The following is a 13,792-nucleotide window of genomic DNA, read 5'->3' on the forward strand; positions in this document are numbered from 1 at the left end:
TTACGCCTCCTCAACGTTTAACAACAGACCATCTTGCATATGCAGTTGGCGATCCATTTTGCTCGCCAATTCTCCATCATGCGTAACCACCAAAAACGCGGTTCCATACTGTTCATTGAGCTCGCGCATCAAGTCGTAGATGGCCAATGCAGTCTTATGGTCTAAATTGCCGGTTGGCTCATCGGCTAGCACTAAGTCTGGGTTGTTCACTAATGCGCGGGCAATAGCCACACGTTGACGTTCACCACCAGACAGCTCAGACGGACGATGATCAATACGATGACTCAAGCCAACTTTATCCAGAAGCGCTTTTGCTGCTTCTTTCGCCTTAGCTACTTTAGTTCCGCCAATAAGTAGCGGCATGGCAACGTTCTCTAAGGCACTGAAGTCTGCCAAAAGGTGATGAAACTGATAAACAAAACCCAAATGTTGGTTGCGAAGCTTAGCTTGTTTATTCGAACTCAGATGAGAGAGATGTTGGCCAAGGAAAGTTACTTCACCCTGAGTGGTATCATCTAACGCTCCTAAAATGTGGAGCAAAGTGCTCTTTCCTGATCCTGAAGAACCAATAATCGATACCAACTCTCCTTTTTTCAGTTCGAAACTCACCCCTTTAAGTACTTGAGTATCAAGAGAACCCTCGCGGTATGTTTTACATATATTATGACATTGAAGCAGGTTACTCATATCTCAAAGCCTCAGCTGGTTTTACGGAAGATGCACGATAAGCAGGGAAAAGTGTGGCTAGTAGGCTGAGTAAGACAGCCAGAGCAACCACGATACTGATTTGGGCAGGGTTTATCACAATCGGTAGTTCACCGCCAACAGCAAACAAAGCAATGCCCGCACTTTCAAGTAGTGCGTTGATATTGCTCGCCAGTAGCACGCCTAACACACCACCAAATAGGGCGCCTATCACACCACTACTGGCCCCTTGAACCATGAATATCGCCAGAACTTGTCTATCTTTCATTCCCTGAGTTTTTAAAATCGCTACTTCAGACTGTTTTTCCATCACGACCATAATCAAAGCGGAAATAATGTTGAAGGCAGCAACACCAATAATTAACCCTAACATCAAGCCCATCATATTTTTTTCCATTCGAACAGCTTGAAACAATTCACCTCGTTGATCTCTCCAGTCTTGCCATTGCCAACCTTCAGATAATGGCTGCTTACTCAGCTCCGCCACCACAAACGGATCATCGAAAAACAAACGCCAACCAGTGATGGTGTCCTGCTTGAAACGCAGTAAACGCGCTGCATCGTCAATATGAGTTAACATAAGTTGACCATCAACATCGGAGCCTGTGTTGTAAATTCCAGCTACCGTAAAAATCCGCTGGCTCGGAATTCGACCAAGTGGCGTAAATTGACTTGCATTAGTGACCATTAAACGTACCTTATCGCCGAGCGAGACATCCATTGCTCTAGCCAAAGTATGGCCAATGAACACCTGATACTTACCAGACTGTAAGGAAGATAATCGACCTGCAATCAAATGCGACTGGATCGGGTCTTTGTCACTAGGCGTGATACCGATTAGCAAACCAGCAGACAGATTGTCCGAGCTTTGAATCACAGCTTCACTTTGAACGATGGGCTGTGGGGACGCGGCTGTCGATAGTGCCACAGCGAAATCAGGCGCTTGATCGGTATAAAGTGTTTTACCATCCGCCTCTGAAACAATGGCCTGTGGTAAAACACCAAGAATTCGACCTTTTAGCTGTGCTTCAAAGCCATTCATGACAGATAGCACAGTAACCAAAGACATCACACCAATTGTGATACCTGCGGTAGACATATAAGAGACAAAACGGCTGAACCTATCACCGGAACGACCGCGTAGGTAGCGCAAACCGATAAAAGTGGAAATCGGATGGTACATATATAAAACCAATAACGTTTGATAGGCGATACTGTAACGATTTATAGCTGTGGGTTGTAGTCCCTAATTGCTAATTAGACGTCAAAATGTGTGTTAAACAATGACATACCTTGATTAGTTGCTTCTTATGGCGATAATCAAAGGATAATTTAAAGGAATTTTCGCATGTCTGATCAAGAATACTTCACTGTTCACCACAAAATGACCGTCAACGTAGAGCCGCTGGCTCAAGATGAAGCATTGCCAAGTTTTGAACAGTTTGAAGGAGAAATTCCAGCCCCTTTTTTAGTCGCCAGTGAGTTTAGCCACCTCGATCTTCTCAATGACAACGCCAGGACTGAGTTAAAGAATAATGACTTCCGGCATGTTATTGAGTTACTGGACACTCAAAACGCAAAACTCAATTTACTACTGACTTTTATGCTGTCGCAGCAAGATGATGAGAAATACCGACATCAAACCCTCTCTTTTGGCGCTAGTAAATTTAGCTACGTTGCTGAAGGAAAACTTCCATTGAATGCAAAAGCACGTGTAAAAATGTTTATGGATCATCCCCCTGCAGCTATCTACTGCTACGGTCACGTTGAAAACTGTGATCTGAAAGATGATCGATACATTGTTACCTTAAAGTACGACCTATTGCGCGATCAGGACGAGGATCTTCTGATTAAAGCCGCTCTCTATCAGCAACAAAAATTACTTCGTCAGCGTTCATTACAACGCGACAAACAATAGTTTCATTATGCCTATTACATCGCTTTTAAATCTGGCTAACCCAACGGGTTCCGGAGACAAGAAACAGGTCGGTAACCTGCAAGGAGCCAGTTTGGCACTTGCAATTGCTGAACTTGCTAATCAACATACCAGCCACACACTCGTCGCTGTCGCTGACCCTCAAACAGCGCTAAAGCTGCTTCAAGAAGTCGAGCAATTTACGGATCAAGACGTATCGCTGTTTCCCGACTGGGAAACGTTACCCTACGACAATTTTTCTCCGCATCAGGAAATCATTTCTGACCGAATTGCTCGCTTGTATCAGCTACCGACTCAATCCAGTGGTATTACCATCATTCCAGTGAATACCCTGTTGCAAAGACAGTCTCCAAGAGAATTCTTACTGCAACACACATTAATGGTCAAAGTGGGCGACCAGTATTCACTCGAAAAATTGCGTATTCAATTAGAAAAATCCGGCTATCGACACGTCGATCAAGTGTTTGGCCCGGGCGAATACGCCAGCCGCGGTTCGATTCTTGATCTCTTTCCAATGGGGGCAAATGACCCATTCCGAATCGACTTTTTTGATGACGAGATCGATACGATTCGTACTTTTGATCCAGAAAACCAACGCTCTATTGAAGACGTTGAAGATATTCGCCTACTACCCGCCCATGAATTTCCAACCACAGACAGCGCTATTGAAGATTTTCGTATCCGCTGGCGTCAACGGTTTGAAACGAGACGAGAACCCGAATCAATCTACATGCAGGTTTCTAAAGGTACGTGGCCTGCAGGCATCGAGTACTGGCAACCGTTATTTTTCGATTGCACCGAAACCTTGTTCGACTACATTGCCGATAACAGCCAATTAATTACAATTGGTGACTTAGAAGGCGCCATCGATCATTTTCTCACCGATGTCGACTATCGTTACGACCAACGCAAAGTGGATCCACTCAGGCCTCTATTGCCGCCAGAAGAATTATGGTTGAAAAAAGACGAGCTATTCCGTCATTTTAAATCACTGCCTCAGGTGCAACTTTCTGCTGATTCGGTGACAGAAAAACTAGGGCGTACTAACCCAGTCGTTCAACCTCTGCCAGAGTTGGCTGTTCAGCACCAAAGCAAGGAACCCATGTCGGCGCTTCGCCAGTTTAGCGAAAACTTTAATGGCAAAGTCGTTTTCTCAGTCGAGTCTGAAGGCCGCCGTGAAGCCTTACTTGAGCTTCTTCAAAGTATTAAGCTTCGCCCAATTGAACACATAAGTTTCTCTGCAGCGACACAAAGCAGCGATAAATTTACCTTAGTACTTGGTGCTTCAGAGCACGGATTCCTTTTTGGTGACAATCAGGTAGCTTTGATCTGCGAAAGTGACTTACTTGGCGACCGAGTTATTCAGCGTCGTCGTAAAGATCGTAAAGTCACCAATAGCGATGCCGTGATACGCAACCTTGCTGAGCTTAAACCCGGCCAGCCTGTCGTTCACATCGATCACGGTATTGGCCGCTATATCGGCCTGCAAACGTTGGAAGCCGGTGGGATGACTACCGAATACGTCACGCTAGAATACCAGAATGACGCTAAGCTCTATGTTCCGGTTGCGGCATTGAACCTCATCAGCCGTTACTCAGGTGGTGCAGAAGAATCCGCACCATTGCATAAACTTGGTGGAGAAGCTTGGGCGAAAGCACGTCGCAAAGCGGCAGAAAAAGTACGAGATGTCGCCGCAGAGCTGCTCGATGTTTACGCTAAACGAGAACTTAAGCCAGGTTATAAATTCGACCTTGATCGCGAGCAGTACGCAACATTCAAAGCTGGCTTCCCATTTGAAGAGACAGATGACCAGTCAATGGCGATCAACGCCGTTATGTCTGACATGTGTCAGGCTAAAGCGATGGATCGTTTGGTATGTGGTGATGTGGGCTTTGGTAAAACAGAAGTCGCGATGCGTGCTGCGTTTCTTGCCACAGACAATGGCAAGCAAGTCGCAGTACTAGTGCCGACGACTTTACTCGCTCAGCAACATTTCGAAAACTTCAGAGACCGTTTTGCTAATCTACCCATTCGCGTTGAAGTACTCTCACGCTTCAAAACAGCCAAGGAACAAAAGCAAATATTACAAGATATTGAAGATGGCAAAGTCGACCTAGTCGTCGGTACACACAAACTCTTGTCTAATGACATCAAGTTCAAAGACCTTGGCCTGCTAATTGTCGATGAAGAACACCGGTTTGGGGTCCGGCAAAAAGAGAAAATGAAGGCAATGCGCACTGATGTCGATATTTTAACGCTCACCGCAACGCCAATCCCACGAACTCTAAATATGGCGATGAGTGGTATGCGCGACTTATCGATCATCGCCACTCCACCAGCAAGACGTCTCGCAATCAAAACCTTTGTCAGACAGAGTGATGATGCAGTCGTGCGAGAGGCTGTATTACGTGAAGTTATGCGCGGTGGTCAGGTTTACTTCTTGCACAATCAAGTTGAGACCATAGAGAAAGTTGCTGCCGATCTGGAGAAGCTCATTCCAGAGGCTCGTGTGACCGTAGCCCACGGCCAAATGCGCGAGAGAGAACTCGAACGTATCATGAATGACTTTTACCACCAGCGCTTTAACTTACTGGTGTGTACCACTATCATCGAAACAGGTATCGATGTGCCAACCGCTAATACCATCATTATGGACAGAGCGGATAACCTCGGTCTTGCTCAGTTGCACCAGTTACGCGGTCGCGTAGGACGTTCTCATCATCAGGCATACGCTTACCTGCTAACACCTCATCCAAAAGCCATCACGAAAGATGCTATTAAGCGCCTTGATGCCATTGCTTCATTGGAAGATTTAGGTGCAGGCTTTACTCTTGCGACTCACGACCTTGAAATTCGTGGGGCGGGAGAGCTTCTCGGTGACGAGCAAAGCGGGCAAATTCAGTCAGTTGGGTTTACTTTGTACATGGAAATGCTTGAGCAAGCCGTCGAGGCACTGAAGGAAGGCAAAGAGCCTTCTCTAGACGAACTACTCAGAGAGCAAACAGAAGTCGAGATGCGCTTACCCGCTCTACTGCCTGATGATTACATTCCGGACATCAACACTCGCCTATCCATGTACAAGCAAATCGCCAGCGTATCAGACAAGACCGAGCTGGACGAGCTCAAAATCGAACTGATCGATCGCTTTGGGCTTTTACCAGATGCAACCAAAAACCTTCTATCTGTATCAGAAATAAAGCTTGAAGCGGGCGCCATTAAAGTAAAGAAAATCGAAGCACATGACAAAGGTGGATTCATTGAGTTCTATCCTGACGCTGACATAAATCCGGCCTATTTGGTTAAACTATTGCAATCTCAACCACAAAAATTCGCAATGGAAGGCCCAACTAAGTTCAAGTTTACGGTACCATTGGTTGACAGGCGTAAGAGAATTCAATTTGTTGGTGACATGTTGGGAGAGTTCCAACAAAACCTATTACCACAAGCCTGATCAACTCAGGCTTAACTAATTTTCCAAGGTGTAACCACCTTACGATGGAGTTGTAATGAAAAAGTTGATCCCACTGCTACTTCTGGTTGTCGCTATGCCATCTTGGGCAAAACGCCAGTTTGATATAGAAGTGATCATTTTTAAGCGCGCGGTTAATCCAGAACAGACTGCTGAATCTTGGCCAAACGCAGTCCCTGAGATTTCAATGAAGAGAGTCGGAAACTTGAATGATACTGGCTACCGCGCTCAAAAAGGAGTCTCGCTGCTGCCAGCGTCTTCATACAAGCTTAACCCTCAAGTTCGAAAATTGAAAAATCATGCGGGGTTCAAAGTTCTGCTGCACACCGCATGGCGCCAAGGAGACGGTAATCGCTATGTCGCCCCGACATTCCATATTCAAGCGGGTCGAGACTTTTCAGGCCAATTCATGCCTGACGGTTCTCAAAGAGCATCAGAGACTAGTGCAGAAGTCATTAACGGAGTTACTGAAGAAAGCATTGCATCGCCACTTTATGAATTGGATGGCAAATTGCAAGTTTACGTCGAGCACTACCTGTATGCAGATGTTAAGCTGGATTTGAAAGCACCAAGTGTAAGGGATATAACATTCGAAGCAAAACCTCTTGAGTTTACTCCAACTAACGACGTAACTGCCGAAAACACGGTTCAAGTCGGCTTAATGGAAGATGTGACGCCGATGGTACACACCGAAGAGTTTCTAAAGAGTTACCGCATGGACCAAAAGCGCCGTATGCGCAGCACAGAAACCCACTTCTTAGATCACCCTTTGCTTGGGATGATCATTCAGGTGCGCCGTGTCGCGCAATAATCTGAAATAAGTCACAGTCAACAGCCCTTTAAGGGCTGTTTTTTGATAAAGGAGCGTTATGGGTCCGGATTACCACATCATTACACCTAGGTTGGTTTTAAAACTGATACCTCAAGAAGATGCAAAAACACTGGCTCAATGTGTCCTTCAATCTCCCAGCCTTCACCGCTGGATAGATTGGTGCCATGACAAGTTCACGACTCAAGAGGCAGAGCGTTTTATTCTCGCCACTCGCTTGAACTGGGTCAAATCGGAAGCTTACGGTTTCGGTCTTTATCGTCGTAGTGACCATGCGCTAATTGGTATGGTGGCAATCAACGAGTTCTACCACACCTTTAATATGGCCAGTTTGGGTTATTGGCTGCATGACTCATATCACAAACAAGGCTATGCGAAAGAAGCTTTGGATGCCTTGATAGAATTTTGCTTCGCTCAGCTTAAGATCACGCGGATTGAAATCGTTTGTGACCCCGACAATATTCCAAGTCAGCAACTGGCAGAATCCTGTGGCGCGCAATTTGAAGTAAGTGCTGAAAACCGCTATTTGTTCAATGGGCAACCCAAGCAAGGGCTAGTCTATTCCATAATTCCGACCAACAACTCATAATTGTAATAGCCATCAAGAACCTTTGGCCAAGGTTGCAAAGTATCATTATGCAATGTTCATCAACTTACTAAATTAGAACATGCAAAAAAGAGCACTCTACAGTGCTCTTTTCATTGTTAACGCTTTTTGATTAGTGCAGTTTAAGGTTTGGACGAAGCACCCTATTTATCCGCCCCATCAAAATAATCAAGGCGGTTTTGAACACGCCATGCAACGCCATTTGATGTAAACGATACAAGGATATATAAACCACTCGGGCAATGCGTCCTTCCACCATCATTGAGCCTTTAGTTAAGTTACCCATCAGGCTACCTACTGTTGAAAACTGGCTCAAGGAAACCAAGGAGCCTTTATCCTTGTAGATATAGGCTTTCATTTCACGACCATTCAATTTAGCAACGATATTGGAAAATGCGCAGCTTGCCATTTGGTGAGCAGCCTGAGCACGTGGGGGCACAAATGAGCCATCAGCTTGTGTACACTGAGCTAAGTCACCGATGACAAAAATATCGTCATCCAGTGTCGTTTGTAACGTATCTTTCACCACAAGCTGGTTAATACGATTCGTTTCTAGGCCACCTATATCTTTAACGAAGTCTGGTGCTTTGATACCTGCAGCCCAAACCATAATTTGAGCAGGGATTTTTTCACCCTCTTTAGTAATAAGACCATCTTTACCAGCTTCAGTGATCATAGTGGTGGTACGCACATTCACCCCTAACTTCGTCAGCTCATGATGCGCGGCACTGGAGATTCTTGGAGGCAGAGCGGGAAGAATTCGCTCACCAGCTTCAATTAAGTTGACGTTAAGCTTGCTAGAGTCAAGGTCACCAAAACCATAAGTGCGAAGCTCTTTGACTGCATGATGAAGCTCTGCGGAGAGTTCAACGCCAGTCGCACCAGCACCGACGATAGCAATATCCACCGTACCATGACCATGTTTGGCATGCAGCTTGAGAAACTCATTGTTCATCTCAGTTCTAAATTTATAAGCTTGCTCTGTACTATCGAGGAAAATACAGTGCTCCCTGACGCCCGGGGTATTGAAGTCATTAGAAGTCGAGCCCAACGCCATAACAAGGATGTCGTATTCAAGCTCACGGCTTGGCATCAAAAGCTCATCATGCTCATCTCTGAGTTCGCCTAGCCTGATCACTTTACGTTCTCTGTCGATGTCTTCAAGACTCCCCATTTGGAAATCAAAATGATGGTTTTTTGCATGAGCACGATAGCTAAGGGCGTCGACGCCCTCATCCAATGACCCTGTCGCTACCTCATGCAATAGAGGTTTCCACAAGTGACTGGCCTTGCGATCGACCAGTGTCACTTTCGCTCTCTTTTTTCTACCCAGTGTACGACCAAGTTTGGTCACAAGCTCAAGTCCGCCTGCACCACCGCCTATTACGATAATTCGAGTCACAACAACTTTCCTCTAAAGATAAAAACTAGGTTTCGAGTCGAAGAGTTCGCCCCGATGAAATTGTGTAATATTGGCCAATCTGCTGAACTAGGTTCAGTCTTAGGATTAAATGGGCCAGTAGAGGTTTATTCGTAAAATACAGCGCGAAAATTAGAATAACAGTCTGATGACTCCAAGCTATCGAGCTCAGGCTCTAGCTTTAAATGGGCGAATTTTAAGATTCGCTCTCAATTTTTTTTGATATTTATCAACAAATTTATAGTTGATTCATTATATCGGCCGGAATGTACCGCGCAACCATATATTGCGCGAATCACACTTAATTTTTCCTTAATGTCTATTTAGATGCATAACGAAAAAGCGACGTGCTCTATTGACGTCGCTTTTCAAGAAACTGAGTTAGAAATGAAGTTTAGCTATCTGCTTTGAACGCCTTGATGGTCTGCAGATGTTGAGAGATTTTCTTAAACTTATGAGTCTCATTTTCATCCCAGATAATTTGGTAATGTTTCTCAAGTGCCTGAGCCGTTTGGCGGTTGTCATGCACCTCATCATCTTTAGATAGGATCACCAAACACCGGTCTTTGTTTTTGCTACGAAATTCTTCGACACATTTTGTGGCTATGTCTTCATACTCTTCAGGACGATCTATCCGTCCTTGCATGTTGTTTTCCGGATGCAAGTTAGGGTTAAAAATCACCTGCTTAATACCACACAAAAAACCAATACGCTCCGACCAATATCCCCCCAGACCGACACCACAAACAATGGCTTCACGGTCGCCAGATTGCTCTATCGCTTTGTGGACCTCTTTGAGTAGGTGCTGCATATCATGCTTGGGGTGTAAAGTACTGTAGCTGATAAAACGGACATCATCGTCGATAAACTGCAGTTGAAGCACTTTTTCGTGGTTACCCGGACTCGTTGAGTCGAAACCATGTAAGTAAATAATCATTCTATCACCCTCAATTCTTGTTAGCTTAATCTACCATGATTTGTAAGGTTTTAAAGTCAGCGACTAGAATTCACTGTTTACGTCATTCAAACAGTGATCTCAACTACAAAATGTGTCACGCAAAGCTTGTGCTTGAGTAAGATAATGCTCATCTCCCCAAAGCTGAAAGGCCAACAAATACCAAAGCATTGCCATCATAGTTGCTCTAGGTTGCCAAGCAATGACGCCTTCGACCCAGTCATCCACACCTTCAATCTCTCTCAGTTGGCAGTAGCGGTAAACCGACTCCAAGGGCTTTTCATCGACCACTCCTATACTCAGCGTCAAATCTAACCTAGGATCAGCAATCGCAGCATACTCCCAATCTATGACTCGATTTCCGTCAGCGTGTTTGACCATGTTATAACCCGCCAAATCAAAGTGACACAACGTATTACCGACATCCGCCAAGCTTGGAACGCCACGCCATTGTTGGTAAATGGCAAGATAGTCATCAGACCTTAACTCTTCACGGAGTAGCATCCAGTAGTGGTCAACACGTGCTGTAAAGTTAAATGGAGCGACAGGCACTCTTGTCGTATCTAAATGGTGGATTTTGATCATCATTTTTAACAACGAGTCAAAAGGCAACTCATTACTCAACGACTCTCCTTCAATCCATTCAACCAACAACCCTTGTTCGTTAATATGGAGAGCTTTGGGTGCAAGATGGGAATCTTCTATCGCTGTCAGAATTTGATATTCCTGAAAACGGGAAATGGAAAAAGCTTTGGTTATCGAGGTGTTGGGGCGCCAGACAAAACAATCGCCGCTTTGGGTGACAACCTTCCAGCAGCGATTAGTAAGGCCTCCAGTCAGCGTTTGAGCGTAGTCCGGAGAGAGAGAAAAGAAGTGATCTAATGACTTTAACGAACCGTCTAGCTGACATGCCTCATGCCACGACATCCTTGCCATAAATCACTCCTCTAAAGATTAAAGACCTAAGAAGCTCTTAGACTCTTGTTTGCGGATTTCAGTTTCATCTGCCCACTCAATTAGGCCTGTTTCTAAATCCATAAGACGCATAGTCATTTTGTAGTATACATCCTTATCACTGCCGCCTGCTTTAGCGATACTTGCTAGGTTGCCATAAAGCATGTACTGAGCACCAACCATCTTACCAAACTGAATCGCTGTGCTCTGGTTCACTAGTTCGTCATTGTTTTGGAAGTTAAGTTGATCACGAACAGACTCTACACGGTCCATATCAACGAAGCGGAACTTGCCTGAATTGAGCATTTTAGTGCTAATAGTATCGGTAATGGATTCAGTATCAATGTGCTCGCTTGTCTTGTTCTTGATTCGTTCAACAAAAACAATTGGACGAGAGTCACGAGTGATCGCAGATACCGAGCCAGACATCATCATGCTGTCGACCATTTCACCAGCGATTTTTTGCAGATCTGTTGAGCCAAAATCAATCGTTGTAGTCTCAACCGCCTGTGCATCACCGTAGCTGACTTTATTAGAACAACCGCCTAGGATGACAGCCAAGCCAAGTAATGCGATAACACTTTTTTTCATTCTTGGTTCCTCAAATCTTTATAGAATCTTGTGTTATGAATGTATGACTAAAGTTAGTGCACTTTAGTTCGATTTAGTTATCATTTTCGCGAATCTGAACGCGGAACTGCGTGCCATTCGGATTCACTGAAACTTCAGAAAGAGCGATCGTTTCCATACCTCGAATGATCGCCTGACGCCATGGGCCCAGCTTGTTGTTCACTTCAAGACCGTTGTCGTCGTACCAGTAAAAGCGGTACTGAATATGCTGATCGCCTTTGTATTGACTCGCCAGTCGAACAATGCCTCGAGCACGGCCATCTACTTGCGCGGTTGAAATGTCTTCAATTTGTAAGCGTCCTGATAGAACGTTGTCACCAAACAAGACGGTTTGCGACTGACCGTCAATACGTAACCCAGCGGTATTACTAGAACAACCAACCATCACCAAAGCAGCTATCGCTGCCATAAGCCATTTTTTCATCGAATTTTTCCTAACTGTTTATGCCAAATTGTAGCACTGACTCCCTGACGAGAGACCCAAACTAAAGCTGTTCGCCCTTCTTCTACATCAAATTTGTAGTCTTGACCAGCAACACGAATTACCTGAGTACCAGGCTGAACAACAGCACTACTGCTGCGGATCTCTCTGGGTAACGTTATCCAGCTGCGAGTATCCGGCTGCTCTGTCAATGTATTCCAGATATTGAGCAAAGCATTACCTAGCTCATCATCTTTTGCAGCACTTTTACGGATCTCGTCCTTAGCCCAGACTCGTAAAGCCTGACGAATGATGATTGCTGGCATACGTTCAGATAAATCTCTCTCAGCCATCAAGTTCACATCCGTCAGCAAGTCACTCTGCATGTTCTCATTATTGAGTTGCATGGGAACAAAAGACTGACTCACCTGCTGTGGGTAATAAGGAAGTGCAATCGAGTACAACGCGCCATTTCCGCCGCTATCGTATAGAGGTAGAGACTGCTTCCAGCCTTGCATAGCCTCAACCACACCCTGCTCTTCTATAACGATCACCCTTGCTTCGTCGGTACCCAAATAGCTTGCTTTACCATAGCGTTTTTCTAGCTGAACAAGATCTTCGCGCATACCGAGACGCTTTGCGACTCGCTTTGTACCTTCAATCACTTGTGTATTGTCTGGCATCACTGCTAATGCACGTCGATAATCCACATAGGAATCATTCAACGAATTGTCGGCTTCATAAAGCAAAGCCGATAAATACAACAGATAACCATTTTGTATCGCTTGAAGTGTTTTGCCAGCATCTGGATAGCTCGACAAAACACTACCGAGGTTCGGTGTTAGTCCCTGACTTTGCATATCCTTCTGAGCAGACTCTAACTCTTTTTCTCGCGCTTTACGCGCTTGCTCTTGTACCTGATTGGCACGACGCATTTCTATCAATGCACCTTCAAGACTATTCTCCCTGAGGTAGTTCAATCCCAGATACAGATGCAAAAAACCTAGCTCGTAATCAGCGGGTTCGTATATGTCCAAGTTGTCGTTAACCGCCAAGGCAGCTACGCTTGTTGCCGTTTCAGTCAGCGATATTGTCGCTTTGTCCTGCTGAACACGAACCGCTTTGTCACCCGCTTCAAACGCTGACTTACTGTCTGCGTATTGCTGGTTAAGTAAATAGACTCGACCTTTCTCGAAATTATCAAGAATATCACCAGCAACGTTTTCAGGTAGGGCTTCCTCTGCCTTTTGATATTCGCCATCTTTCACTGACTGATAAACGTCACTGTTCTGAGCGCTGTAGTGGCTAAACAAATTTCCAGCAGAGAGGTTGGCACATGCAGAAAGAGCAGCAGAGCTGAATATCACGAATGCGAGTCGAACGTGTTTACGCACTTCGTACTCCGAATTAGTTATTAGAATTTCATCATCGTCGCGGTTGGACAACGGTATTGATAAAAAGTTTGCATGAATACCGTCACTCCAATAAACGTATTATCTTTAACCCATTAGTATTGGGCCAAGTGGGCGACCACCAACCAAATGCATGTGAATATGATAAACTTCCTGCCCACCGTGAGAGTTACAGTTCACAATCAAACGATAGCCGTCTTCGTCGATACCTTCTTCTTTCGCGAGCTTACGCGCAACGATGAACATACGGCCCATGGTTGCCTCATCCGCCTCTTCAACATCATTGGTTGTTGGAATCAATTTGTTAGGAATGATCAGAATGTGAGTTGGCGCACGGGGATTTATGTCTCGAAATGCGGTAACAAGATCATCTTGGTACACCACATCAGCAGGAATTTCTTTGCGAATAATTTTACTGAAAATGGTTTCTTCAGCCATGAAGCACTCCATTAAG

At 45.0% G+C, this 13,792-nt stretch carries 13 protein-coding genes; 4 read left to right on the top strand and 9 right to left on the bottom strand.

From position 1 onward, the window contains the following. Window positions 1–687, bottom strand: coding sequence for a lipoprotein-releasing ABC transporter ATP-binding protein LolD (lolD, locus tag OH455_RS07845; protein WP_269980978.1), 687 nt, complete (start codon window positions 685–687; stop codon window positions 1–3). After that, entirely contained in the window at window positions 680–1,888 is a 1,209-nt protein-coding gene (gene lolC, locus OH455_RS07850) for a lipoprotein-releasing ABC transporter permease subunit LolC (protein WP_269980979.1), read from the bottom strand. The genes lolD and lolC overlap by 8 nt, the downstream gene beginning before the upstream one ends. A 165-nt stretch (window positions 1,889–2,053) precedes the next feature. Between lolC and OH455_RS07855 the strand changes: the two genes are divergently transcribed. Genes OH455_RS07855 through OH455_RS07870 form a run of 4 tightly spaced genes read left to right on the top strand, consistent with a single transcriptional unit; the run spans window position 2,054 to window position 7,528 of the window. Next, complete coding sequence (locus OH455_RS07855) at window positions 2,054–2,623, top strand: PilZ domain-containing protein (RefSeq protein ID WP_269980980.1); 570 nt, start codon at window positions 2,054–2,056, stop codon at window positions 2,621–2,623. A 7-nt stretch (window positions 2,624–2,630) separates the two neighbouring features. Further along, on the top strand, window positions 2,631–6,092 hold the full coding sequence (gene mfd / locus OH455_RS07860; RefSeq protein WP_269980981.1) for a transcription-repair coupling factor: 3,462 nt from the start codon (window positions 2,631–2,633) through the stop codon (window positions 6,090–6,092). A 55-nt stretch (window positions 6,093–6,147) separates the two neighbouring features. Beyond that, the gene (locus tag OH455_RS07865) at window positions 6,148–6,921 is read left to right on the top strand and encodes a peptidoglycan binding protein CsiV (RefSeq protein WP_269980982.1); all 774 of its coding nucleotides are present in this window, start codon (window positions 6,148–6,150) and stop codon (window positions 6,919–6,921) included. Between the two features lie 58 nt (window positions 6,922–6,979). Further along, window positions 6,980–7,528 carry a GNAT family N-acetyltransferase gene (locus OH455_RS07870; protein ID WP_269980983.1) on the top strand — a complete coding sequence of 183 codons (549 nt, stop codon included), beginning with the start codon at window positions 6,980–6,982 and terminating at the stop codon, window positions 7,526–7,528. A gap of 130 nt (window positions 7,529–7,658) precedes the next feature. On the opposite strand, the gene OH455_RS07875 is transcribed toward OH455_RS07870, so the two are convergent. The 7 genes from OH455_RS07875 to hinT all read right to left on the bottom strand — a co-directional run bounded on the left by OH455_RS07875 (window position 7,659) and on the right by hinT (window position 13,776). Beyond that, window positions 7,659–8,948 (bottom strand): NAD(P)/FAD-dependent oxidoreductase, encoded by a 1,290-nt coding sequence (locus OH455_RS07875; RefSeq protein WP_045974565.1) that lies wholly within the window; start codon window positions 8,946–8,948, stop codon window positions 7,659–7,661. 412 nt (window positions 8,949–9,360) lie between these two features. Next, complete coding sequence (ycfP, locus tag OH455_RS07880; protein ID WP_045974566.1) at window positions 9,361–9,903, bottom strand: alpha/beta hydrolase YcfP; 543 nt, start codon at window positions 9,901–9,903, stop codon at window positions 9,361–9,363. Between the two features lie 99 nt (window positions 9,904–10,002). Next, on the bottom strand, window positions 10,003–10,857 hold the full coding sequence (locus tag OH455_RS07885) for a phosphotransferase (RefSeq protein ID WP_269980984.1): 855 nt from the start codon (window positions 10,855–10,857) through the stop codon (window positions 10,003–10,005). Window positions 10,858–10,875: 18 nt separating this feature from the next. Beyond that, complete coding sequence (gene lpoB, locus OH455_RS07890) at window positions 10,876–11,466, bottom strand: penicillin-binding protein activator LpoB (RefSeq protein ID WP_045974568.1); 591 nt, start codon at window positions 11,464–11,466, stop codon at window positions 10,876–10,878. A gap of 73 nt (window positions 11,467–11,539) precedes the next feature. Next, window positions 11,540–11,929 carry a YcfL family protein gene (locus tag OH455_RS07895; RefSeq protein WP_045974569.1) on the bottom strand — a complete coding sequence of 130 codons (390 nt, stop codon included), beginning with the start codon at window positions 11,927–11,929 and terminating at the stop codon, window positions 11,540–11,542. After that, complete coding sequence (locus tag OH455_RS07900) at window positions 11,926–13,320, bottom strand: COG3014 family protein (RefSeq protein ID WP_269980985.1); 1,395 nt, start codon at window positions 13,318–13,320, stop codon at window positions 11,926–11,928. The genes OH455_RS07895 and OH455_RS07900 overlap by 4 nt, the downstream gene beginning before the upstream one ends. Window positions 13,321–13,425: 105 nt before the next feature. Beyond that, a complete protein-coding gene (gene hinT / locus OH455_RS07905; protein WP_045974571.1) occupies window positions 13,426–13,776 on the bottom strand; it encodes a purine nucleoside phosphoramidase in 351 nt (116 codons plus the stop codon). Window positions 13,777–13,792: the final 16 nt, after the last annotated feature.

Source organism: Vibrio sp. T11.5, assembly GCF_027587155.1.
Lineage (GTDB): Bacteria > Pseudomonadota > Gammaproteobacteria > Enterobacterales > Vibrionaceae > Vibrio > Vibrio neptunius.